This is a genomic window from Pseudokineococcus sp. 5B2Z-1, assembly GCF_037482305.1.
Classification (GTDB): Bacteria; Actinomycetota; Actinomycetes; order Actinomycetales; family Quadrisphaeraceae; genus Pseudokineococcus.
In genome coordinates this window covers 327,534-350,203 of sequence record NZ_JBBHZG010000002.1, presented here as the reverse complement: position 1 = coordinate 350,203, position 22,670 = coordinate 327,534, and the positions used below count along the sequence as shown (strand labels likewise).

20 protein-coding genes are annotated in these 22,670 nt (G+C 77.8%); 11 read left to right on the top strand and 9 right to left on the bottom strand.

Features of this window, described 5'->3' with window-relative positions; translation table 11 throughout:
* Positions 1 to 226: 226 nt before the first annotated feature.
* Positions 227 to 823, top strand: a complete 597-nt coding sequence (locus WDV85_RS05805; RefSeq protein WP_339569741.1) for a TMEM165/GDT1 family protein — start codon at positions 227 to 229, stop codon at positions 821 to 823.
* Between the two features lie 16 nt (positions 824 to 839).
* On the opposite strand, the gene WDV85_RS05800 is transcribed toward WDV85_RS05805, so the two are convergent.
* Positions 840 to 1,610, bottom strand: coding sequence for a tryptophan-rich sensory protein (locus tag WDV85_RS05800; RefSeq protein WP_339569740.1), 771 nt, complete (start codon positions 1,608 to 1,610; stop codon positions 840 to 842).
* 93 nt (positions 1,611 to 1,703) lie between these two features.
* On the opposite strand from WDV85_RS05800, the gene WDV85_RS05795 reads away from it, so the two are divergent.
* From WDV85_RS05795 to WDV85_RS05780, 4 genes are all read left to right on the top strand, one after another.
* Entirely contained in the window at positions 1,704 to 2,189 is a 486-nt protein-coding gene (locus WDV85_RS05795) for a MarR family winged helix-turn-helix transcriptional regulator (protein ID WP_339569739.1), read from the top strand.
* 171 nt (positions 2,190 to 2,360) lie between these two features.
* On the top strand, positions 2,361 to 3,968 hold the full coding sequence (locus tag WDV85_RS05790; protein ID WP_339569738.1) for a flotillin family protein: 1,608 nt from the start codon (positions 2,361 to 2,363) through the stop codon (positions 3,966 to 3,968).
* A complete protein-coding gene (pheA, locus tag WDV85_RS05785; protein WP_339569737.1) occupies positions 3,965 to 4,942 on the top strand; it encodes a prephenate dehydratase in 978 nt (325 codons plus the stop codon). The genes WDV85_RS05790 and pheA overlap by 4 nt, the downstream gene beginning before the upstream one ends.
* A 109-nt stretch (positions 4,943 to 5,051) precedes the next feature.
* The gene (locus WDV85_RS05780) at positions 5,052 to 7,181 is read left to right on the top strand and encodes a SpoIIE family protein phosphatase (protein WP_339569736.1); all 2,130 of its coding nucleotides are present in this window, start codon (positions 5,052 to 5,054) and stop codon (positions 7,179 to 7,181) included.
* A gap of 60 nt (positions 7,182 to 7,241) precedes the next feature.
* On the opposite strand, the gene WDV85_RS05775 is transcribed toward WDV85_RS05780, so the two are convergent.
* Both WDV85_RS05775 and WDV85_RS05770 read right to left on the bottom strand, forming a co-directional pair.
* Positions 7,242 to 8,984, bottom strand: a complete 1,743-nt coding sequence (locus WDV85_RS05775) for a putative bifunctional diguanylate cyclase/phosphodiesterase (protein ID WP_339569735.1) — start codon at positions 8,982 to 8,984, stop codon at positions 7,242 to 7,244.
* Between the two features lie 448 nt (positions 8,985 to 9,432).
* A complete protein-coding gene (locus WDV85_RS05770; protein WP_339569734.1) occupies positions 9,433 to 10,230 on the bottom strand; it encodes a CPBP family intramembrane glutamic endopeptidase in 798 nt (265 codons plus the stop codon).
* Positions 10,231 to 10,434: 204 nt separating this feature from the next.
* On the opposite strand from WDV85_RS05770, the gene WDV85_RS05765 reads away from it, so the two are divergent.
* Positions 10,435 to 12,087 carry a gluconokinase gene (locus WDV85_RS05765; protein WP_339569733.1) on the top strand — a complete coding sequence of 551 codons (1,653 nt, stop codon included), beginning with the start codon at positions 10,435 to 10,437 and terminating at the stop codon, positions 12,085 to 12,087.
* A gap of 13 nt (positions 12,088 to 12,100) precedes the next feature.
* Here WDV85_RS05765 and WDV85_RS05760 read toward each other — a convergent pair whose 3' ends face one another.
* Positions 12,101 to 13,258 carry a 3-dehydroquinate synthase family protein gene (locus WDV85_RS05760; RefSeq protein WP_339569732.1) on the bottom strand — a complete coding sequence of 386 codons (1,158 nt, stop codon included), beginning with the start codon at positions 13,256 to 13,258 and terminating at the stop codon, positions 12,101 to 12,103.
* 128 nt (positions 13,259 to 13,386) lie between these two features.
* Positions 13,387 to 14,160: a dimethylargininase gene (ddaH, locus tag WDV85_RS05755; RefSeq protein WP_445263237.1), complete on the bottom strand. Its 774-nt coding sequence runs from the start codon at positions 14,158 to 14,160 to the stop codon at positions 13,387 to 13,389.
* A gap of 366 nt (positions 14,161 to 14,526) precedes the next feature.
* Here ddaH and WDV85_RS05750 point away from each other — a divergent pair, with 366 nt between their 5' ends.
* The 3 genes from WDV85_RS05750 (at position 14,527) to WDV85_RS05740 (ending at position 16,286) form a co-directional block, all read left to right on the top strand.
* Entirely contained in the window at positions 14,527 to 14,982 is a 456-nt protein-coding gene (locus WDV85_RS05750) for an Lrp/AsnC family transcriptional regulator (protein ID WP_339569730.1), read from the top strand.
* Between the two features lie 45 nt (positions 14,983 to 15,027).
* On the top strand, positions 15,028 to 15,609 hold the full coding sequence (locus WDV85_RS05745) for a hypothetical protein (RefSeq protein ID WP_339569729.1): 582 nt from the start codon (positions 15,028 to 15,030) through the stop codon (positions 15,607 to 15,609).
* Between the two features lie 83 nt (positions 15,610 to 15,692).
* A complete protein-coding gene (locus tag WDV85_RS05740; protein ID WP_339569728.1) occupies positions 15,693 to 16,286 on the top strand; it encodes a GNAT family N-acetyltransferase in 594 nt (197 codons plus the stop codon).
* On the opposite strand, the gene WDV85_RS05735 is transcribed toward WDV85_RS05740, so the two are convergent.
* Both WDV85_RS05735 and WDV85_RS05730 read right to left on the bottom strand, forming a co-directional pair.
* Positions 16,267 to 16,731 carry an acyl-CoA thioesterase gene (locus tag WDV85_RS05735; protein WP_339569727.1) on the bottom strand — a complete coding sequence of 155 codons (465 nt, stop codon included), beginning with the start codon at positions 16,729 to 16,731 and terminating at the stop codon, positions 16,267 to 16,269. The genes WDV85_RS05740 and WDV85_RS05735 overlap by 20 nt on opposite strands.
* Before the next feature lie 270 nt (positions 16,732 to 17,001).
* Complete coding sequence (locus WDV85_RS05730; RefSeq protein ID WP_339569726.1) at positions 17,002 to 18,438, bottom strand: cation:dicarboxylate symporter family transporter; 1,437 nt, start codon at positions 18,436 to 18,438, stop codon at positions 17,002 to 17,004.
* Between the two features lie 136 nt (positions 18,439 to 18,574).
* On the opposite strand from WDV85_RS05730, the gene WDV85_RS05725 reads away from it, so the two are divergent.
* Positions 18,575 to 20,344 carry a sensor histidine kinase gene (locus WDV85_RS05725; RefSeq protein WP_339569725.1) on the top strand — a complete coding sequence of 590 codons (1,770 nt, stop codon included), beginning with the start codon at positions 18,575 to 18,577 and terminating at the stop codon, positions 20,342 to 20,344.
* Positions 20,341 to 21,075 carry a response regulator gene (locus tag WDV85_RS05720; RefSeq protein ID WP_339569724.1) on the top strand — a complete coding sequence of 245 codons (735 nt, stop codon included), beginning with the start codon at positions 20,341 to 20,343 and terminating at the stop codon, positions 21,073 to 21,075. The genes WDV85_RS05725 and WDV85_RS05720 overlap by 4 nt, the downstream gene beginning before the upstream one ends.
* An 88-nt stretch (positions 21,076 to 21,163) precedes the next feature.
* On the opposite strand, the gene WDV85_RS05715 is transcribed toward WDV85_RS05720, so the two are convergent.
* Complete coding sequence (locus WDV85_RS05715; RefSeq protein ID WP_339569723.1) at positions 21,164 to 21,544, bottom strand: hypothetical protein; 381 nt, start codon at positions 21,542 to 21,544, stop codon at positions 21,164 to 21,166.
* A gap of 62 nt (positions 21,545 to 21,606) precedes the next feature.
* A complete protein-coding gene (locus tag WDV85_RS05710) occupies positions 21,607 to 22,644 on the bottom strand; it encodes a PfkB family carbohydrate kinase (RefSeq protein WP_339569722.1) in 1,038 nt (345 codons plus the stop codon).
* Positions 22,645 to 22,670: the final 26 nt, after the last annotated feature.

Sequence of the window (22,670 nt, the reverse complement as noted above, 5' to 3'; positions counted from 1 at the left end):
CGCCGGGCTCCGCTGGTAGCCTTCTCCGCGTTCACGAAGGGGAGTAGCCCCCAACCGCGGCGTCGACACACTGGCCGCCCCGCTCGCGCGGGTGCACCCGGTGCCGCGGACCGGACGTCGCGCCCGGCGCGCGCCCGGTGGGCGAGACCTTCGGCCGCGCACACCTGTGCGCCCGGCCGGAGGCGTCCCCGCTCCCGGTCGGGCGCGCACGAGCCCCCGAGGACCCGTGGAACCCTTCTTCGTCTCGACCGCCGTCGGCTTCGGCGTCATCTTCGCCGCCGAGCTGGGCGACAAGTCCCAGCTCATGGCGCTGACCTTCGCCACGCGCTACCGCCCGTGGCCGATCATCGCCGCGATCACCGCCGCGACCGCCCTCGTGCACCTCGCCTCCGTCCTGCTCGGCGCCGCCGTCGGCGCGGCCCTGCCGACGACGGCCATCGCGGTGGTCGCGGGCCTCGCCTTCATCGGCTTCGGCGTCTGGACCTTCCGGGGCGACTCCCTCGACGAGGACGAGGAGCAGAAGGCCGAGCGCGCCGGCCGGTCGGTCTTCCTCACGGTCGCCGTCGCCTTCCTCCTCGCCGAGCTCGGCGACAAGACGATGCTCGCGACCATCACCCTCGCCGCGCGCGACGACGGCCTCGCCGAGATCGCCGGCACGTGGCTCGGGTCGACGGTCGGCATGGTCGCGGCCGACGCCCTCGCGATCGTCCTCGGCTACCACCTCGGCAAGCGTCTCCCCGAGCGCGCCGTCGCCGTCGGGGCCGGCGTCCTGTTCGTGCTCATCGGGGTGTGGCTGCTCGTGGACGCCCTGCTGATCGGCTGAGCGCCGGGCCACCCGGTCAGACGACCCGGGCGGGGCGCGCCGGTGCCGTCCGGCGGGCCCGGACCCCAGCCGTGACGCCCGCCGCGAGCACGACCACGGCCGCGAGCGCGGCGACGACGACCACGACGCCGGAGGTGTCCTCGCCGCTCGATCGCCCGACGGCGACCCAGGCGAGGCCCCAGCCGAGGGAGAGGGCCGGCGCGACCCGCCCGGAGGCCAGCGACAGCCACGCGCCGACCGCCGCGGCGACGACGAGCACGACGACGGCCCAGGCGCTCTCCCCCAGCCCGAGGCCGCCGACGCCGAGGCCGGACAGCCAGGCCGACACGTTCGCCACCGTGGCGATGAGGACCCAGCCGAGGTAGAGGCCCGCGACGCCGTCGACGAGCAGCGCCTCCGCCCACCCCGACGGCGCCGAGCGCGCCAGCCGCGCCAGGACCACGCCGAGCACGGCGACGAGCGCGACGATGACGAGCACGCTGAACGTCACCGAGCCCGCCTGCACCACGACGATCCACGCGGCGTTGAGGAGCATCGACGCCGCCAGCAGCCACCCCACGGCCCGCTGCCGCGGGTCGGCGGGCCGCGCCGCGACGAGCTGCCAGACGCCGTAGGCCACCAGGCCCGCGTAGATGACGCCCCAGATCGAGAAGGCGGGGCCCGCCGGGGCGACGAGGGTGGCCGTCGCCGACAGCGTCCCGTCCGCGGCCTCGTCGATCGGCGTGCCGCCGAGGGCCCCGGACCCGATCGTCGAGACGACGAGCGCGAGCACCGCGCTCCCGAGCACGACTCGCTGCCGCGTGCGGTCCCGGCCCGTCGCGCGAGCCCTGCTCTCTCCACCAGCGAACCTCTCCATGGCGGAGAGAGTACGGTCGGCGGCGTGAGCGCGCACTCCCCGGACGGGGCCGACGACGCCGCACGGGCCGCGGTCCTGCACGGCCTGCAGCGCGTGGTGCAGGAGACCGACCGCTACGTCGACGAGGTCGGCGCCCGGCACGGCTCCGCCCGCACCGACCTCGAGGCCGTCGCCGCCGTCGTCGAGGCCGACCGCCGCGGCGAGGAGCACAGCCCCGGCACGCTCTCGCGCCACCTCGGCCTCAGCTCGCCCGCGACGACGGCGCTGCTCGACCGGCTCGAGCGGTCCGGGCACGTGCGACGGGCCCGCAGCGGCAGCGACCGCCGCCGCGTCGTCGTCGAGGTCACCGACGTCGCGCGCGACCTCGGCCGCGACGTCTTCTCGCCCCTGGCCGCCGAGCTGCGCGCCGTGCTCGCGCGCTACGACGGCGAGGAGCTGGCGCTGCTCGGGCGCTTCCTCGACGAGGCGGCCGACGCCGTCGCGCGCGGACGCCGCCCGCCCGGCGCCTGAGGCCGCCGACGGGACGGCCCCGGTCGCCCCGTCCGTCCCCGGACGGGTGCCATGTGCGCACCCGGCCCCGCGGCGAGCGCCGCTCCGCCACACTGTCGCCCGCGCGCCGGCACCGGCGCGGGCCCCCGCCGCGGCGGGGCGACGACGACGTGACGGGGAGCCCGGTCAGGCATGGACATCGCAGTCGGAACGCTCATCGCCCTGGTGCTCGTGGGGGTGGTCGTCCTCGTCCTCCTGGTCCTGGGCGTCTCCGCGGTGCGGCGCTACAAGATCGCCAACCCGTCCGAGGCGCTCGTCGTCGTCGGGCGCAAGGGCGGCAAGCCCGTGCTCAACCCCGAGACGGGCGAGTCCTCGATGGACCTGTCCGGCCAGCGCGTCGTCATGGGCGGCGGCGTCTTCGTCAAGCCCTTCGTCGAGCAGGCCTACGCGCTGTCCCTGGCGTCGCGCTCGATCCGCGTGCAGATCCGCGGCGCGGTGTCGCAGCAGGGCATCCGCCTCAACCTCGACGCCGTCGCGATCGTCAAGGTGGGCGGCACGGAGAACAACGTGCGCGCGGCCGCGCAGCGCTTCCTGCACCAGCAGGACGAGATCGAGTCCTTCACGCAGGAGGTCCTCGCCGGCTCGCTGCGCTCCATCGTCGGCACGCTGACGGTCGACGAGATCATCCGCGACCGCGCCGCCTTCGCGCGCCAGGTCGCCGACGAGTCGGTCTCCTCGCTCAACAACCAGGGCCTCGTCCTCGACACCTTCCAGATCCAGGACGTCTCCGACGACAGCAACTACCTGCGCGACCTCGGCCGCCCCGAGGCCGCCGCGGCCGCCCGCAACGCGGCCATCGCCGAGGCCGACGCCCAGCGCGAGTCCTCCCAGCGCGAGGCCGCGGCGCAGCAGCTCGTCGCCGAGGCCGAGCGCGACCTAGCCCTGCGCCAGGCCACCTTCCGCGCCGACACCGACCGGGCGCAGGCCGAGGCCGAGGCGGCGGGCGCGCTCGCCAAGGCCGCCCAGGACCAGGAGGTCCTCACCGTCCAGGAGCGGGTGGCCCAGCGCCAGGCCACGCTGACCGAGACCCAGCTCGACACCGACGTCCGCAAGCCCGCCGACGCCGCCCGGTACAAGACCGAGCAGGAGGCGCAGGCGCGCCGCAGCGCCGTCCAGTACGAGGCCGAGGGCCGCGCGGCGTCGTCCGTCGCCGACGCCAAGGCCGCCGCCGAGCGCACCCGACTGTCGGCCGACGCCGACGCGCAGCGCCTGCGCATCAGCGCCGAGGCCGAGGCCCGCGCCGTCCGCCTCGCCGCCGAGGCCGAGCTGGCCCGGCGCACCGCGCAGGCCGACGCCCGCCGCCTGGAGGGCGAGTCCGAGGCCGCCGCGATCGAGGCCAAGGGCCGCGCGGAGGCCGCCGCGCGGCGCGAGCTCGCCGAGGCCTTCGCCGGGTACGGCGACGCCGCCCGCCTGCAGATGGTCGTCGACGTCCTGCCCGAGATGGCCCGGGCCCTCGCCGAGCCGCTCGGCTCGATCGACGACCTCACGGTCATCTCCAACGACGGCGCCGGAGCGCTCTCCCGCTCGGTCGCCGGCAACCTCCACGAGACCCTCGAGACGGTGCGCCGCACGACGGGCGTCGACCTCACGTCGCTGCTCGGCGGCTCCGGCTCCGGCTCCGGCTCGGGCGGCAGCGCGGCGGTGCGCCCGGTGCGCACCACCGCGCCCGCGCCCGGCGGCACCGCCCCGGGCGGGTTCGGCTCCGGCGACGAGGACGGCAGCGGGACCGACGGCTCGTGAGCCCCGAGGAGCAGGGGCACCCGGGGGCCCGCCGCTACGGCTACCTCGGGCCCGAGGGCACCTTCACCGAAGCCGCCCTCGCCGGCGCCCTCGCGGCGCGCGGCGAGGGCGGCGCCGAGAAGGTGGCCACGCCGAGCGTCGACGCCGCCCTGGCGGCGGTCCGCGCCGGCGACCTCGACGCCGCCATGGTGCCGATGGAGAACTCCGTCGAGGGCGGCGTCGCCGCCACGCTCGACGGGCTCGCCGGCGGCGACCCGCTCGTCGTCCTCGCCGAGGCGCTCGTGCCGGTCTCCTTCATGGTCGCCGTCCGGCCCGGCACCCGCGCGGAGGACGTGCGGGTCGTGAGCACGCACACGCACGCCCACGCCCAGTGCCGGGGCTGGCTCGCGGCGCACCTGCCCGCGGCCGGCTACGTGCCGAGCGCGTCGACGGCGGCGGCCGCGGCCGGGCTGGCCGCCGGCTCGCCCGCCCCGGGCTACGAGGCCGCCCTGTGCGCGGAGGTCGCCGCCGAGCGCTACGGCCTGCAGGTGCTCGCCCGGGACGTCGGCGACACGGCGGGCGCCGTCACGCGCTTCGTGCTCGTCGGCCGCCCCGCCGCCCCGCCGCCGCGGACGGGCGCCGACCGCACGAGCGTCGTCGCCTTCCAGCCGGAGGACCACCCCGGGATGCTGCTCGAGATCCTCGAGCAGTTCGCCTCCCGCGGGGTCAACCTCACGCGCATCGAGTCGCGCCCCACGGGCGACGCCCTCGGGCGCTACTGCTTCGCCATCGACGCCGAGGGCCACGTCGAGGACGCCCGGGTCGCCGAGGCGCTCCTCGGCCTGCACCGCTTCTGCCCCCAGGTGCGCTTCCTCGGCTCCTACCCCCGGGCGGACGCCCGGCCGGTGCCCGTGCGCCCCGGCACCGGCGACGGCGACTTCGCCGCCGCGCGCGCGTGGCTCGACGCCGTCCGCACGGGCGCGCCGCCGCCCTGAGGCCCCGAGGCGCCCCGGCCGCCGCACGGTCGACGGGGTGTCGACACGTCGACGACGGGCACCGCCGTCCGGCGGTGCGCGCTCGCGCCCCCTCCGTACTATCGACGCCGTGACGGACATCGACGGGCTCACGGCCGTGCAGCCGCTGGCGGGCTCCGTGCTCCCGTCCGTCGTCCGCGACACCCCGGCCGCCGTCCTGCTCGTCGACCTCGACGAGGGCGAGGTCGTCTTCGCCAACCACCTCGCCCGCCAGCTGGCACCCGGCACGGGCCTGCCCGTCGGCATCCCCGAGTGGTCCCGCGCGGCGGGCCTGCGCGACGCCACCGGCGAGGACATGGAGGACGGCCCCGCCCCGCTGCGCCGCGTGGCGTCGGGCGAGCCCGTCACCGGGGAGGCCGTGACCGCCGAGCGCGGGTCGGACGCCACCTCGGCCCGCGAGGCGCTGTGGGTGGTCGGCTTCCCCCTCACCGACGCCCCGCCGCCGCTGGCGCGCCAGGCCCTCGTCGTCATGCTGCCGCTGCGGGAGCAGGAGGCCGTCGCCGAGCTGCAGGACGGCGGGGACCTGCGCTACCGCGCCGTCGTCGCGAGCGACCTGTCCTTCACCATCAGCGACCCCCACGGCGACGACGACCCGCTCGTGTGGGTCAACCCCGCCTTCACCCGCACCACCGGGTACAGGTCCGAGGACGTCGTCGGCCGCAACTGCCGCTTCCTCCAGGGCCCCGGCACCGACCGGGAGGCCGTGGCCCGCATCTCCCGGGCGCTGCGCGCTGACGAGCCCGTCACCGAGGTGCTCCTCAACTTCCGGGCCGACGGCACCGCCTTCTGGAACGAGGTGGTCATCAGCCCGGTCTTCGACGCCGACGGCCGCCTCACCCACCACGTGGGCGTCCAGTCCGACGTGACGGCGCGCGTCGAGGCCGCCGCCGAGCGCGACCGGGCGCTCGAGGCCGCCCGCCGCGCCAACGCCCGCCTCGAGGCGCTCGCGCGGGTGAGCAGCGCCCTCTCCAGCCGCCTCGACAGCCACGAGGCCCTCGCCGTCCTGCCGGGGCTCGTCGTGCCCGACCTCGCCGTCTGGGCCTTCGTCATCGGCACCGACGAGGCGGGTCGGGCCGCGGCCTTCCACGTCGCCCACGGCGACCCGGCCATGGCCGAGCAGGCGCGGCTCCTGGCGACCGAGGACCCGCACCGGTACGCGCACGGCCCGCAGCTGGCCGAGCTGCTCTCCGGTGCCGTGACCGACCCGATCTCCTGGGAGCTGGACGTCGAGGACGCCGCCGGCCCCCTCGAGCGCGAGGAGAGCCGCGAGGCCCTGCGGGCCATGGGCATGACGCGGGTGGTGCTCGTGCCCCTGCGGGCCCGAGGCAGGACCACGGCCGTGCTCGGGCTCGTCGTCGTCGACGGCGGCGATCCCGGCCCCACGGACCTGGCGACCATGACGGACGTCGGCGTGCGCGCCGGCCTGGCCATCGACAACGCGCGCCTCTACGAGCGCGAGCACGCGGCCGCCCTGACGCTCCAGCGCAGCCTCCTGCCCGACCTGCCCGAGCTCGAGGACTTCGACGTCGCGGCCACCTACCTCCCGGCGGCCGTGGGCGCCGAGGTGGGCGGCGACTGGTACGACGTCCTCGACCTCCCCGACGGCGGCCTCGGCGTCGCCATCGGCGACGTCATGGGCCACGACCTCCAGGCCGCCGCCGCCATGGGCCAGCTGCGCTCGGTCCTGCGCTCCTACGCCTGGAGCGGCGACGAGCCCGGCGCCGTCCTGCGCCAGCTCGACCTGCTCGTGCGGGGCCTCGGCATGGCGGGCCTGGCGACATGCGTCTACGCCCGCGTCGCCTGCGCCGAGGACGGGAGCCGCTGCGCGGTCACCTACGCCAAGGCGGGCCACCCGCCGCCGATGCTGCTGCTGCCGGGGGGCGCGGTCGAGCGCCTCGACCAGGCGCTCACGACGCCCATCGGGGTCGCCGCCCCGCGCACGCTCGTCGACCAGGCCGAGGTGCCCATGCCCCCCGGCGCGGCGCTCGTGCTCTACACCGACGGCCTGCTCGAGCGGCGGGACCGGCCGCTTCGGCAGGGCATCGACGAGCTGGCGCAGGTCCTCTCGCAGGCGCCCGAGGGGTGCAGCGCGGCGGCGCTGCGCGACCTCGTCGTCGCCCGCTTCACCGACGGCGGCCTGGACCTCGAGGACGACACGTGCGTGCTCGTCGTGCGCCGCAGCCCCGACGCACCGGAGTGACCCCCGCCGCTCCTCCGGGCGCGCGCGGGCCGGGGAGGCAGCGGGTCGGGCGGGCGCGCCTCAGGCGGCCGAGCTCAGGCGGCTGAGCTCGACGTCCTCCAGCGGAACGGGACGCTGCAGGTGGTAGCCCTGCGCGGCGTCGCAGCCGGCGTCGCGCAGCGCGCTCACCTGCTCCGCCGTCTCGACGCCCTCGGCGGTGACCTCGAGGTCCAGGGCGCGCGCCATGGCCAGCACGGCGTCGACGACGGGCGTGCACCCCTCGCCGGGGACGACGCGGTCGACGAAGGACTTGTCGAGCTTGAGGACGTCGACGGGCAGCTGGTCCAGGCGCGAGAGCGTCGACCACCCGGTGCCGAAGTCGTCGACCGCCACCCGGACGCCGGCGCCACGCAGCGCGGTGAGGGACGCCGTCATCGTCGGCGCCTCCGCGAAGGCCGTCTCCGTCACCTCGAGGACGAGGTCGGAGGCGGGCAGCCCGCTGTCGGCGAGCGCCCGCAGCACCCGGCCGGGGTACGCCGGTGAGGCGAGCTCCGCGCCGGAGACGTTGACGGCGACCCCTGCCGTGGTGCCCGTGCGGCGCTGCCAGGCGCGCACCTCGTGGCAGGCGGCCCGCAGGACGCGCGCCCCCAGGAGGTCGACGACGCCCGTGGCCTCGGCCAGCGGCAGGAAGGTGCTGGGCGGCAGGAGCCCGCGCTCGGGGTGCTGCCACCGCACGAGGGCCTCGACCCCGGTCAGCGCGCCCGTGACGAGGTCCACGACGGGCTGGTAGCGCAGCACGAGCTCGCCGTCGGTGATGGCGCGGAGGAGCTCCTCGGCCTCCGGGGTGTCGAGGCTGGCGGGCAGCAGGCCGCGCCGGCGGCGCTTGGCGGCGTAGAGGTCCGCGTCGGCGCGCTGGCGCCACGTCGCCGCGGAGTCGCTCGCGTCGAGCACCGCGACGCCGAAGGACACCCGCTGCTCGTCCGGGACGTCGGCGGTCGCCTCCGCCAGGCGCTGGCGCGCCTCGTCCTCGTCGGCCTCGACGACCCAGACGAACTCGTCCCCGCCGATGCGCGCCAGGAGACCGTCCGCCAGCCGGCCCCGGAGGTGGCGGGCGACGGCGACGAGCCGGGCGTCCCCCGCGCCGTGGCCGTGGGTGTCGTTGACCTCCTTGAAGCCGTCGAGGTCCAGCATGGCGAGGCTCGTGGCCCCCGGCGGCGGGGCCGCCACGTGCGCGTCGAGGGCCCGGGCGAGCGCCCGCCGGTTGGGCAGCTGGGTGAGGTCGTCGACGTCCGCGCGCGCGACGGCCCGGCTCAGCACGACACCCAGCACGGCCACGGCGACGAGCGCGACCGCCACGTAGACGGCCTCGACGACGGTGCCGCCCCCCGGCGCGAGGAGCCGCAGCGCCACGGCGACGGCGACCACGACGCCGAGGTGCACCGCCGCGGGCCGCGGGCGCAGGAGCAGCGCCGACGGCAGCACGCCGAGGACGGCGAGGCCCGTGACGGCGACGAGCCGCGAGCGGTCCCCCGCCGCGTCGACGGCGGCGGCGACGAGCAGCAGCTCGCCGGCGATGACGGCGGCGTTGAGGACGGTCCAGGTGACCACGGCCCGCAGCAGCACGAGCGCCACCCCGCCGACCGCCGTGGCGGCCGCGATGGCGAGCAGGAGCGCGGGCGTCTGGCCGGCCGCCGGGAAGAGGGCCGACAGGACGGCGCAGAGGGAGCCGAGGAGGAGGACGGCCCCGGCCGACGCCCCGGCGACGGGGGTCGGACCGCCGTCGACGGCCCCGGTGGCCCGTGGTCCCCTCGCTCGTCCCTGCACGCGCGCACCCTCCCCCGTCCAGCCCAGTCCTGCTACCGCCAGTCACTCATGGTGCCTCAGCGTGGCGGGCGGCCGGGACGTGACCGGCGCGCCGGGGTCCCCCGGACGGAGCAGCCGCGCCCCAGGGGCCGGACTTCGCAGCCCTTCTCCGCCCCCGCACCCCCGGAGGGCGGGGTCCCTCTCCGCCCGCGTGGCGCACCTGCGCGTGGGCGACCGGGACGTCGTCCCGACGCCACCGGCGGCGGACGTCGAGGGCCGCCGCGCCGTCCGCCGCCCCTCGAGGTCCGCGCTCGTGCGCGCGCCGCGGCGTGCCGACCCGCGAAGTCCGCGGCCTGCTCGCTGGTCGCCCCTACGGGCCGGCGCACCTCCGTGGTGGACGGCGTGGGACGACACGCCGTCCCCCGCCCTACGAGGTCCACCCGCGCCGGCGGCGCCCCAGGCGGAGACGTCAGAGGAGCGGGCGCACCGCGGCGTAGCCGACGAAGGCGACGGCGTCGATGAGGAAGTGCGCGACGACGAGGGGCATGACCCGGCCGGTGCGCCGGTAGACGAGGGCGAAGACGACGCCCATGACGACGTTGCCGACGAAGGGGCCGACGCCCTGGTAGAGGTGGTAGCTGCCGCGCAGGAGGGCGCTCACCGCGACGGCGGCGACGGGGCCCCAGCGCAGGTCCTGCAGGCGCCGCAGCAGCCAGCCGACGACGACCACCTCCTCGAGCACCGCGTTCTTCACGGCCGCGAGCAGGAGCACCGGGACGGTCCACCAGTAGGTGTCGAGCGCCGCCGGGACGACGTCGGCCGTGACCCCGAGCGCCCGGCCGGCGAGGTAGAGCCCCAGCCCCGGGATCCCGATGAGGGCCGCCAGGCCGACACCCCGGAGGACGTCGCGGCCGGGCGCGCGCAGGTCGAACCCCATGGACAGGGCCGCCGAGCGCACCCCTCCCCCGGCGCTCCACCCCAGCAGGGCCAGGGCCAGCACCACCGGCACGAGCGCCGTCGCGTTCGCCAGCAGCTGGTAGGTGAGGTCCAGGTACGGCCGGTCGCTGCGGGAGGCGTTGAGCGTCGCCGTCGCCTCGCGCAGGGGCCCCCGCGTCCACGTCGCCACGAGGCTGACGACGGCGTAGACGGCCGAGGCGCCCAGGCTCAGGGCGAGGACGAGGAACACCTCGACGCGCAGGCGCCCCCGGTCGGGAGCTCCGGCGCTCGCCGTCCCGGGCGCGACCGGCGCGGCTGCGGGCTCGGACATGCCCGCAGGCTAGGCGCGCCCCCCGGACCGGCCCTGGACGTGCGCTGTGAGCGGCCCGTGACCGGCGGCTCCGCCACCCCTCCCGACCGGCGGCTCCGCCACCCCTCCCGAACGGCGGCTCCGCCACCCACCCCGACCGGCGGCTCCGCCACCCCTCCCGACCGGCGGCTCCGCCACCCGGGGGGCGTCCGTCAGGATGGCCCGGTGCCTGACGACGTCCCGACCCCCGACCCCACGACCAGCACGGCGGGCGGCCAGGACGTCGTCCTCGGCGTCGACCTGGGCACGACGGCGACGAAGGTCGCCGCCTTCACCCGGGGCGGCGACGCGGTGGCCGAGGCTGAGGTCGAGTACGCGCTCGACGAGCCGGAGCCAGGCTGGGCCGAGCAGGACCCGGCCGCCATCCTCGCCGCGGCGCGCGACGCCGCCCGCGCCGTCGTCCGCCACGCCCGCCGCGACGGCCACCGCGTCCTCGGCATCGGGGTCAGCGGCGCCATGCACAGCGTCATCGGCGTCGACGAGCACGACGAGCCCCTCACCGCCGTCGTCACCTGGGCCGACCGGCGCGCGACGCCGCAGGCCGACCGCATCCGCCGCGGGCCCGGCCCCGGCGTCCACCGGCGCACCGGGACGCCGGTCCACCCCATGTCACCCCTCGTGAAGCTGGCCTGGTTCGCGGAGGAGCGCCCCGACGTCGCCGCCCGCGCCGCGCACTGGGTGGGCGTCAAGGAGCTGCTCCTGCACGACTGGTCCGGCGAGTGGGTCGTCGACCACTCGATGGCGTCCGGCAACGGCCTGCTCGACCTCGAGGCCCTCGACTGGGACGAGGAGGCCCTCGAGCTCGCCCGCGTGCGCGCCGACCAGCTGCCCCGGCCCGTGCCCGTCACCCACCGCCTGCGGCTGCAGCCGGAGGTGGCGGCCGACCTGGGCCTGTCCGAGGACGTCGCGCTCGTCGTCGGCGGCGGCGACGGGCCGCTCGCCAACCTCGGGGTCGGCGCGGTGCGACCGGGGGTGGCGAGCGTGTCCATCGGCACGAGCGGCGCGCTGCGCGTCGTCGTCGACCGCCCCGGCGTCGACCCCGCCGGGCGGACCTTCTGCTACGCCCTGACGGACGACCTGTGGGCCGTCGGCGGCGCCATCACCAACGGTGGGGTCGTGCTGCGGTGGGCCGGCGACGCGCTGGCGCCCGACCTGGAGGTGCTGGCGGACGAGATGGGCGACGAGCCCGAGGAGTCGCTCACCGACCTCGCCTCCCAGGCCCCCGCGGGGTCCGAGGGCCTCCTCATGCTGCCGTACCTGCTGAGCGAGCGGGCGCCGTACTGGACCTCCCTGCCGCGGGGCGCCTACGTGGGGCTGCAGCGCCACCACACCCGGGCGCACCTCCTGCGGGCGGCCCTCGAGGGCGTGTGCCAGCAGCTGGCCCTCGTGCTGGCGTCGCTGCGCGAGGCGGGCCACGAGATCCACGAGATGCGGGCGACCGGCGGCTTCGCCCGGTCCGCCGTCTGGCGGCAGATGCTCGCCGACGTCCTCGGCATGCCCGTGTCCTTCCCCAGCGGCACGCAGGGGTCCGGCTACGGCGCGGCGGTCGTCGCGATGACGGCGCTCGGCCTCGTCCCCAGCGTCGAGGTGGCGGCCGACCGCGTCGAGGTGGACCACGTCGTCGAGCCCGACCCGACGGCCTCGGCCGTCTACGCCCGGCTCCTGCCCGTGCACGCCGGGCTCTACGACGCGCTGGAGGGCGTTTTCGAGGCGCTGCGCGACCTCGACGACGACCTCCCGCGCGGAGAGCCCGGTGCTGCGTCGGGTGCGGGCGGACCGGTCGACGGCGAGCCCGGCGGGGGCCTGGCCGAGGACTGACCGGCCGGGCCGCTCAGACGGGGCGCAGGACCTCGTCGACGGCCGCGTGGACCACGTCCGTCGGCACGGGGACGAGCGGACGGCCGCCCTCCCCGCGCCGGGCGCTGCCGAGCCGGTCGAGCAGGACCATGGGCACGACGTCGTCGCCGATGCCCGCGAGGTAGCCGCGCTTGTTGTCGCGCAGCAGCAACCGGTGCACGAGGGCGCGGTCGAGGACGGGCGGGGCGTCGACGCGCACGCCGAGCGGCGCGAGGACGCGCGCGTGCGCGGCGACCGCCGCATCGTCGAGGAGGCCGAGCCGCGCGGCCACGTCCGCGGCGGCGAGCATCCCCCAGCCGACGGCCGCGCCGTGCGAGAGGGCGCCGCGCGAGGCGAGCTCGACGGCGTGGCCCACGGTGTGGCCGTACTCGAAGACGAGGGCCTCGGTGCGCTCGTGCGGGTCCACGCGCAGCGGCCCCGTCTTGGCGTCGACGCCGATCTGCAGCAGGCGCAGCAGGGCGTCCGAGCCCGGGTCGGCGAGGCCGTCGACGGCGGCGAGGTAGTCCTCCTCGCGCTCGGGCAGGACGGCGAGCACGTTCTTCGCCATCTCCGCGGTGCCGGTGAGGACCTGGCGGGCGTCGACGCCGCGCAGCCAGTCGAGGTCGCACCAGACCGACCGCGGGGTCCAGAAGGTGCCCACCATGTTCTTGCCGGCGGAGAGGTTGACGCCCTGCTTGGCCGACAGGACCGCGTCGAAGGCGGCCACGGGGGTCGTCGGCAGGTGGACGAGCGGCAGGCCGCGGAAGAGCGTGGCGGCCACCATGCCGGCGACGTTGCCGACGAGCCCGCCGCCGAGCGCCAGGACCACGGAGCCGCGGGTGACGCCCGCGGCGACGGCCTCCTCGGCGAGGTGCAGCACCGTCTCGAGGGTCTTGAGCTCCTCGCGGGCGCTCACCGGCAGCGGGTGCACGCTCGCGCGCGGGGAGAGCCCGTCGACGACCCGCTGGGCCAGGTCGGCGGCCACCGCGTCGTGGACGAGGAGCACGCGGTCGGCGCCCGCGACCTCCTCGGCGAGCAGGAGCAGCAGCTCGTCCGTGCACCCGTCGCCGTAGGCGTAGGGGACGACGTCCTCGCCGAGGGCGAAGCTCGTCCGGTGCACCCGGGCGGTGATCGGGTCGGCGGTCGCGCTCATGCAGCTCCTCCAGGTGCCGACGGCGGACCGCCGGCAGTGCGGCTCGGGACGCCCGAGGATACCGGCGGGTAGCCGCGCCCCCGTCGCCGTCACCCGCCCGGGACTCCCGCCGCCTCCCGGCGGGCGGCTCAGCCCCTCAGCTCCAGCGTGCAGCACTTCACCGAGCCGCCGCCCTTGAGCAGCTCGGACAGGTCGACGGGCACGGGGACGTAGCCGCGCGTGGCCAGCGCGTCGGCGGTGCGGCGCGCGGCCGCGGGCAGGACGACGTGGAGCCCGTCGGAGACGGCGTTGAGCGCGAGCACGGCGGCGTCGCCCTCGTCGACGAGCAGGGCGTCGGGGAAGAGCCGCGCCAGGGCCGCGCGCCCCTCGTCGTCGAAGGCCGAGGGCACGTAGGCGACGTCGTCGTCCGCGAGCACGGCGAGGGCCGTGTCGAGGTGGTAGTACCGCGGGTCGACGAGGCGCAGGCCCACGACCTCGGCGCCCAGCACGCGCGCGGCCTCCTCGTGCGCCGCCGGCGCCGTCCGGTAGCCCGTGCCGGCCAGGACGCGGTCGCCGACGACGAGGAAGTCGCCCTCGCCCTCGCCGACGTGCTCGGGGTCGTGGACGTCGACGCCCCGCGAGCGCAGCCAGGCGGCGAAGGCGGGCCCCTCGGCCGCGCGCTCGGGGTGGGCGAAGCGGGCCCCGAGCGCCCGGCCGCCGAGCACGACACCGCCGTTCGCCGCGAAGACCATGTCGGGCTGCCCCGGCAGCGGCGGCACGAGGTCGACCTCGTGCCCGAGGTCGAGGTAGGTGCGCCGCAGCGCCTCCCACTGCGCGACGGCGAGGTCGCGGTCGACCGGGACCCGGACGTCCATCCAGGGGTTGATGGCGTACCGCACCTCGAAGTGCTCGGGGCGGCACATCGCGTAGCGCCGCGGCGTGGCCCGCCGGGGCGGGAGGGCGGACGGCGCCGTCTCCGCACGAGGGGCGGGCACGGCGGCGACGGGCGGCGTCGTCGCGGCGGGCGGAGCGGTCGGGCGGGTGGCGGTGGTGTCGCTCACCGGACCTCCAGGGTCGGGGCACGAGGCGTGCGGGGAGGGGCGCCGGTGCGGCCGGGCACCCGCGGATCGTCGGCGGGCGGGGCGGCGCCGGCGCCGTCCCGTGCTGCGGACGCTACGAGCGGCGAGAGCGGCGGCCAAGGCCGTCCGCGTGCGCGTCAGTGGTGATCCGTTGCGCGTGCGTGCGACGATCGGCGATCTGCTGCGCGACACCGGGGAGGCTGACGAGGCGTGGACGGTCTGGACGAGGGCATCCTGCGGGCGCTGGTGGCCGACGCCCGCGCGACCTTCGCGGAGATCGGCGCCGAGGTCGGCCTGTCGGCCCCCGCCGTGAAGCGCCGGGTCGACCGGCTCGTGGCCACCGGCGCGGTGCGCGGCTTCACCGCCGTCGTCGACCCGGCGGCGCTGGGCTGGGGCACCGAGGCCTACGTCGAGGTGCGCTGCGAGGGTCCCGTCTCGCCCCGGGAGCTGCGACGGCGCCTCGTCGGCATCCCCGAGGTGGTCGAGGCGGTGACCGTCACGGGCCGGGCCGACGCGCTCCTGCACCTGCTGGCGCGCGACGTCCAGCACCTCGAGCGGGCGCTCGAGCGCGTGCGCGACGAGCTCGACGTCGCCGCCACCGAGTCCGTCATCGTCCTGTCACGGCTGCTCGACCGGGCCCGCCCCGGGCACGCGGGCGGGAGCTGACGCGGGAGCCCGCGCGAGGCGCCCGGCGCGCGCCACCATGGGCCCGTGCCCGCCGCGCGACGACGACGCCTCCTCGTGGCCGACCTGGCCGTCAAGGCGGTCGTCCTCGGCCTGCTGGCCCTCGCGCTCGCCGTCCCCGAGTGGGAGCGCTTCTCCGACAAGGCGATGGACGCCAGGGCCGTCGTCTACCCGGTCGGCCTGCTCCTCGTGCCCGCGGGCTGGCTGCTCGTCGGCCGCCCGCGCGGCGCGGCGTACCCGCTGCTCGCCGACCTGCTCGTCAGCCTCCCCTGGGCGGTCGACCTGCTCGGCAACGCCCTCGACCTCTTCGACGCCGTCGTGTGGTTCGACGACGCCGCCCACCTCGTCAACTGGGCGCTGCTCGCCGCCGCGCTGGCGCTCGTGCTGCCCCGCGGGCTGCCGCCCGGCGTCCGGGTGCTCCTCGTCGCCGGGTGCGGGTGCCTGGCGGCGCTCGTCTGGGAGGTGGGCGAGTACGCGACCTTCGTCCGCGGCGGCCCCGAGGAGGCGACGGCGTACGCCGACACCCTCGGCGACATGGTGCTCGGCACCCTCGGCGCGCTGCTGGCGGGCGCCGTCGTCACGCGGCGGCGGGCGCGCCTCCCGCGCTGAGCCGGACGGGCCGCGGACTCCGAGGGCCGGCACGCCGAGCAGCGGGCACGGGCATCGAGGGCGCCCTGCCAGGCTGTCCCGACGTGAGCCCCGACCGGCGGACGCCCCGCCTGCTCCTGCGCCGGTGGCGCCCCGAGGACCGTGAGCCCTTCGCCGCGATGGGCGCCGACCCGCGGGTCATGGAGCACTTCCCGGCCCTCCTCGACCGGGCGGCGAGCGACGCCCTCGTCGACCGCGCGGACGCCCACCTCGCCGAGCACGGGTGGGGCCTGTGGGCCCTCGAGGTGGCGGACCCGGCCGCGCCCGACGACGCCGGGCGCTTCGCCGGCTTCACCGGGCTGGCCCGGCCCCGCTTCGAGGCGCACTTCACGCCCTGCGTCGAGGTCGGCTGGCGCCTGCCGGCGTGGGCCTGGGGCCGGGGCTACGCCACCGAGGCGGCGCGCGCGGCGCTGCGCGCGGCCTTCGTCGACGTCGGGCTCGAGGAGGTCGTGTCCTTCACGGCCCGGACGAACACCCGCTCCCAGGCCGTCATGGCCCGGCTCGGGATGCGCCGCGACCCGGCCGAGGACTTCGAGCACCCGGCCCTCCCGCCCGGGCACCGCCTGCGGCCGCACGTCCTGCACCGCCTCGACGTCGCGACGTGGCGCGCGGGCGCCGTCACGCCGGCGGAGCGCTGATCCCGGCCAGCCGCGCCCGCAGAGGCTCGGGCACGGGCACCGGCTCGCCCGTCGCCGCGTCGACGGCGACGTGCACCCACGTGCCGCGCGCGACGAGGGCGCCGTCGCGCTGGCGGAAGAGGCCGAGGTCGTAGGTCATGCTCGAGCGTCCGACGCGGGTGGAGCGCAGCCCGACCTCGAGCACCTCGGGGTAGTGGGCCGAGCGCCGGTAGGTGCACGAGGACTGCACGACGACGGGCCGGAAGCCGCCCGCGAGCAGGCCGAGGTCGTCGCCGTCGAGCAGCCAGCCGGTGATGGTCGTGTCCATCGCCGAGTAGTAGACGGTGTTGTTGAGGTGGCCGAAGGCGTCCTCGTCGTTCCAGCGGGTGGGGAAGGCGCGCCGGTGCGGGTAGTCCTCCGGCGTCGGGTCGGGCGCGCGCGCCGCGACGGGCTCCTCGGCGCTCACGCGGACGCTCCCGCGCCGGGCCACCCGGCTCCCGCGAGCGCCACCGCGCCGCCACCGACCCTCGACATCCGCACCGCCCCGTCCTCCTCGACAGCTCCGCGGGCACCGTAGCCGCGACCCCGCCACCCTCGCCGGAGCGCCGCCGGAGGGCCGCCGTCGCCCGACGGCCTCGCACCCGGCGCACCGGGTGGGGCCCGCCGCGGGCGGGCGGGGTCACGCCCGCGGCGGGTGCTCGAGGCCGGGGGCTCGCAGCGGCCCCCCGGCGGAGGATCAGCGCCGGCCGCTGGACTCCAGGTCGGAGGGCGTGCCGGCCTCCGGCGTGCGGGCGTTCGTCACGGCGACGGGGTCGGCGCTGGGCGCCGTCGTCGTCGGGCCGTGGTCGTCGACCATGGTGCGCTCGTCGAAGGGGTCCTCCCCCGCCAACACCTGGCGGACGCGCTCGTGGTCGAGGGCGCGGGTCCAGTGGCCGATGAGGACGGTCGCGACGGCGTTGCCCGAGAAGTTCGTGAGGGCGCGCGCCTCGGACATGAAGCGGTCGATGCCGACGATGAGGCCGACGCCGTCGACGAGGTCGGGGCGGTGGCTCTGCAGGCCGCCGGCCAGCGTGGCGAGGCCGGCGCCGGTGACGCCCGCCGCGCCCTTCGAGGCGATGACCATGAAGACGAGCAGGGACACCTGCTGGCCGATGCTGAAGGGCGCCCCGGACGCCTCGGCGATGAAGAGCGAGGCCATCGTCAGGTAGATGGCCGTGCCGTCGAGGTTGAACGAGTAGCCGACCGGCACGGTGATGCCGACGACCGAGCGGTCGACGCCGGCGTGCTCCATCTTGGCGATGAGGCGCGGCAGCGCGGTCTCCGACGACGACGTCGAGACGATGAGGAGGAGCTCGCGGCCGAGGTAGCGCAGCAGCGAGAAGACGTTGAGGCCGGTGACCACGCGCAGCAGGGCCCCGAGGACGACGAAGATGAAGAGGGCGCACGTCGTGTAGAAGGCGAGCATCACGAGCAGGAGCCCGCGGATGGCGTCCCAGCCCGTCTCGCCGACGACCGCGGCGATGGCCCCGAAGGCGCCCACGGGGGCCACCCACATGATCATCGCGAGCACCTTGAAGACGACCTTCTGGAAGACCGCGACGCCGCGCAGCGCCGCCTGCCCCGTGGACCCGAGGGCCTGGACGGCGAAGCCGATGAGGATGGCGACGAAGAGGGTCGAGAGCACCGAGTCCCCGGTGAGCGGGGAGACGAGCGTCGTCGGGATGATGCCGAGGAGGAAGCCGACGGTCCCGCCGTCCTCCTCCTCGCCGCTGCTCGGCAGGTCGTAGCTGGACCCCGAGTAGTCGATGCCCGCACCCGGCTGGACGATGTTGCCGACGACGAGGCCGATGGCCAGCGCCAGGGTCGACATCCCGAGGAAGTACCCGAGCGCGAGGCCGCCGACGCGGCCCACCTGCGCGGCGGCGCGGATCGAGCCGATGCCGAGCACGATGGTGCAGAAGATGACCGGCGAGATCATCATCCTGACCAGGCTGACGAAGCCGGTCCCGAGCGGCTTGAGGGCCACGCCGGTGGCCGGCGAGAGCAGCCCGACCGTCGCGCCGAGCACGACGGCGACGATGACGGTGATGTAGAGCCAGTGGGTGCGGTCGCGCCCGGCCGGCGCGGCGGTGGGGGTCTGCTGCCGGTCCACCGGCGGCGGCTGCGTGGCCATGGGTCTCCTCGTCGAGAGCGTCGCCGGCACGCGTCGACGCGCGCCGAGCCGGGCGGCAGCCTGCGGCCCGGTGCGCGGCCGGCGCACCCTTGCGTGCCTTGCGTGCCTTGCGTCCGCGGCGGGCCACACTGGCGCCGTGCCGAGCAGCCGCCGGGGGCCCCGCAGCGTCGCGGCGCACCTCATGTGGTGGCAGGCCCTCGTCGTCCTCGTCGTCGTGGCCGTCGGCGCGGTGCTCGCGGGGGTGGACGCGCGCCGCGACGCCGAGAGGAGCGCGGGCGAGCGGGCGTCCGCGGTGGCGGAGACGGTCGCCGACGCCCCGGAGGTGCTGGCCGCGGCGACGGGCGACCTCGACGACGCCGCACGGACGGCGGCCCTGCAGCCCTTCGCCGAGCGCGTGCGGGCGGAGACCGGGACGTCGTTCGTCGTCGTCATGGCCCCCGACGGCACGCGCTGGACGCACCCCGACCCGGCGCAGGTCGGCCGCACCTACCTCGGCTCGCGCGCCGCGGCCCTGGCCGGCGGCCGGGTCCTCGAGACGTACACGGGGACGCTGGGCCCGTCGGTGCGCGCCGTCGTGCCCGTGCGCGCCGACGGCCCGGACGGCGCGGAGACCGGGCCCGTCGTCGCCCTCGTCTCGGCGGGCATCTCCGTGGCCGCGGTGGGCCGCGAGGTCGCCCGCGACGTGCACGTCGTCGCCCTCGCCGGCGGCGCCGTGCTCGTCCTCGCGCTCGGCGGCTCCTACCTCGTGGCCCGACGGGCGCGCCGGCTGACGCTGGGCCTGGCCGGGCCGGAGCTCGCACGGATGTTCACCTACTACGACACCGTGCTCCGGTCGGTGCGCGAAGGGCTCCTGCTCGTCGACGCCGGCGGGAGGGTGCAGCTGGTCAACGCCGAGGCCCGCCGGCTCCTCGACCTGCCGGACGCCGACGACGACGTCGTCGGGCGGCCGGTGGCGCAGCTGCCGCTCCCGGCGGCCCTCGTGCGCCTGCTGACGGCCGACGACGAGGCCGCCGACGAGCTCCTCCTCACCTCCCGGCGGGTGCTCGTCGCGTCCGTCCGCGCGGCGCGCGCCCCGGGAGCCGGCCCGGAAGGCGGCGGGGACGGCGGCGGGGTCGAGGGGGCGACGGCGGCGGGGACGTCGCACGCCGGCGCCGCGGCCGGGCGGGTCGTCACGCTGCGCGACCGCACCGACCTGCTGGCGCTGACCGACGAGCTCGAGACGACGCGCTCGCTGGCCGAGGCGCTCCGCAGCCAGGCCCACGAGTTCTCCAACCGGCTGCACACGGTCGTGCAGCTCGTCGAGATGGGGCGGGTGGACGAGGCGGTCGACCTCGCCGTCGACGAGCTGGCCGAGGCGCAGGCGCTCACCGACCACGTCGTCGGGGCCGTCGACGAGCCCGTCGTGGCGGCGCTGCTGCTGGGCGCCAGCGCCCGGGCGGGCGAGCGCGGGGTGGAGCTCGTCGTCGCCGCCGGCAGCGCCCTCGACGAGGGCGCGCTGGAGCGCACGGGCACGCCCGTGCGCGACGTGCTCACGGTGCTCGGCAACCTGCTCGACAACGCCGTCGACGCCGCCGCGACGGCGCGGGACGCCTCGGACGGGGACGGTGGCGGCGCCCTCGTCGAGGTGCTCCTCGGCCTGGACGCCGAGGGCCTCGCCGTGGAGGTGAGCGACTCCGGCCGCGGGCTGTCCGCCGAGGAGGCCGGGGCCGCCTTCCGGCGCGGCTGGTCCACCAAGGACGACGGGCGGCGCCTGCACGGCCGCGGCCTGGGCCTGGCGCTCGTCGGCCAGACGGTCGAGCGTCTCGGGGGCCGGGTCGAGGTCGACCGCTCGGTGCTCGGCGGCGCCCGCTTCCGCGTGCTGCTGCCGGCGCAGGTGGTCCTCGAGGGACGACGGGCGGCGCTGTGACGGCGGCCGGGGCCGTGACGACGGCCGGGGGGCCGCGCGACCGCGACCTCGTCGTCCTCGTGGTGGAGGACGAGCCGGTCGCCGCCGCCGCCCACCGGGGGCACGTGGACGCGGTCCCGGGCTTCCGCGCCCTGCCGCCCGCCGCCACGGCCGCCGAGGCGCTGATGCGGCTGCGCGGCGCGGAGGGCGCAGCCGTCGACCTCGTGCTCCTCGACATGCACCTGCCCGACCGGTCCGGGCTCGACGTCGTCCGCGCCCTGCGCGCGGCGGGCCGGTGGACGGACGTGCTCGCCGTCACCTCGGCGCGGGAGCTGTCGACGGTGCGGGCGGCGACCTCGCTCGGCGTCGTCGGGTACCTGCTCAAGCCCTTCGCCGGGGCGGCCCTGCGGGAGCGGCTGCGGCAGTACGCGGCGGCCCGCGGCCCCGCCGACGCCGACGGCGCGGCCCTGTCGCAGGCGGAGGTCGACCGGCTGCTGTCCGGGCACCTCGTGCCCGGGGAGGACCCGCCCGCCCGCGGGGGCGGGCTGTCGGAGGAGACCCTGGCGGCCGTGGCCGCCGTGCTGCGGGAGGCGCCGTCGTCGGCGGCGGAGGTGGCCACCCGGGTCGGCGTCGGGCGGGTGACGGCGCGCCGCTACCTCGAGCACCTCGTGGGCACGGGCGCCGCCGACCGGCGCCCCCGCTACGGCGGGGCGGGCCGCCCGGAGCTGGAGTACCGGTGGACGGCGTCCTGAGGCGACCGGCCGGGCGGGTGTCGGGCGGGGTGTCGGGCGGGGTGTCGGGCGGGGTGCCGACTCGGGCGTCGGGCGAGCCGCCGGGCCCTCAGGACGGGTAGCGGCGCAGGCAGCTCGCGGGCAGCCACCCCGTGACGACGCCCGCCGTCCCCGCGGCGCCCGCGCTGCCGTCGTCGCCGAGCGCGTAGGCGACCCGCGCCTCCCAGGCGCCGCCGTGGTCGCGGCGCCAGCCCGCGACCACGCCGGGCATGGGGTCGGCGTCGGGCATGAGCACCCAGCAGTGCGTGCCGCGCCCGCCGCGCGGCCGCCCCTCCTCCTGCCGCCCCTCGCCCCGGCGCTCGTCCACCACCTGCTCGGCGCTCCCCTCGTGCTCGGCCCCCTCGTGCTCGGCCCCCTCGTGGCCGTCGTGCCGGTCGGCCAGCGAACGGCGGAAGGCCGCCGCCCTGCTGCTCGACCACCCGCCGCCCACGCGAGCAGGTTCGCACAGGTGTTCGAGTGATCGCACGGGCGTCCCCCGGTCGGGGGGCGCCGCTACGGACGAGGGGTCGGCCGCCCCGCCAGCAGCGCCTCGACCTCCTCGCGCCGCGGCGCGGACGCCGACGCCCCCGGCCGCTGCACCGACAGCGCGGCGGCCGCCGTCGCGCGGCGCGCGGCGGCGACGAGCCGCTCCTCGTCCGGCGCCCCTCCCCCGTCAGCGCCCGTCCGGGCCTCCTCGAGCGCCGCGGCGAGCGCGCCGGCGACGACGTCGCCCGCGCCCGTCGTGTCGACCACGGGCACCGGCACACCGGGCACGTGGACGCCGCCCTCCGCCCCGCCCCGCACGACCACGAGGGCGCCCGCCGCGCCGAGGGTGACGACCACGCGGGGCACCACCTCGATCAGGCGGCGCGCCAGGGCGCGGGCGCGCGCGACGACGTCCGCGTCGTCGCCACCGGCCCCGCCCGCTCCCCCGTCGTCCGTCCTGTCGCCGTCCGCCGCGCCCGCTCCGTCCCCGGCGACGGCCGCGGCCTCGTGCTCGTTGACGAGCAGGACGTCGACGTCGGCGAGGAGCCCGGCGGGCAGGGGCTGCACCGGCGAGGGGTTGAGGACCACGACGACGCCGGCCGCCGAGGCCTCCGACGCCGCGGCGGCCACGGTGGCCGTCGGCACCTCGAGCTGGCACAGCAGGTGACCGGCGCCGCGCACGGCGGCGAGCTCGGCCGGCACGAGGTCGACGAGCCCCGCGTTCGCGCCCGGGTCGACGACGATGACGTTCTCGCCGCCGCCGGCGACGGTCACGAAGGCCGTGCCCGTGGGGCGCTCGAGCGCGCGGAGGCGGACCGCGACCCCCGCGGCGGTGAGCGCGTCCCGCAGGCGTCGCCCGGCCGCGTCGTCCCCGACCGCTCCGACGAAGGTCGTCGCCGCCCCGCACCGGGCGGCCGCGACGGCCTGGTTGAGCCCCTTGCCGCCGACGTGCTCGGCGCGGGAGCGGGCGAGGACCGTCTCCCCCGGCCGGGGGACGTCGTCGACCCCGAGGACGACGTCGAGGTTCGCGCTGCCCACCACCACGACGCCGCTGCGGTCCGCCACGACGGACCACCCTGCCGCACGCGCGC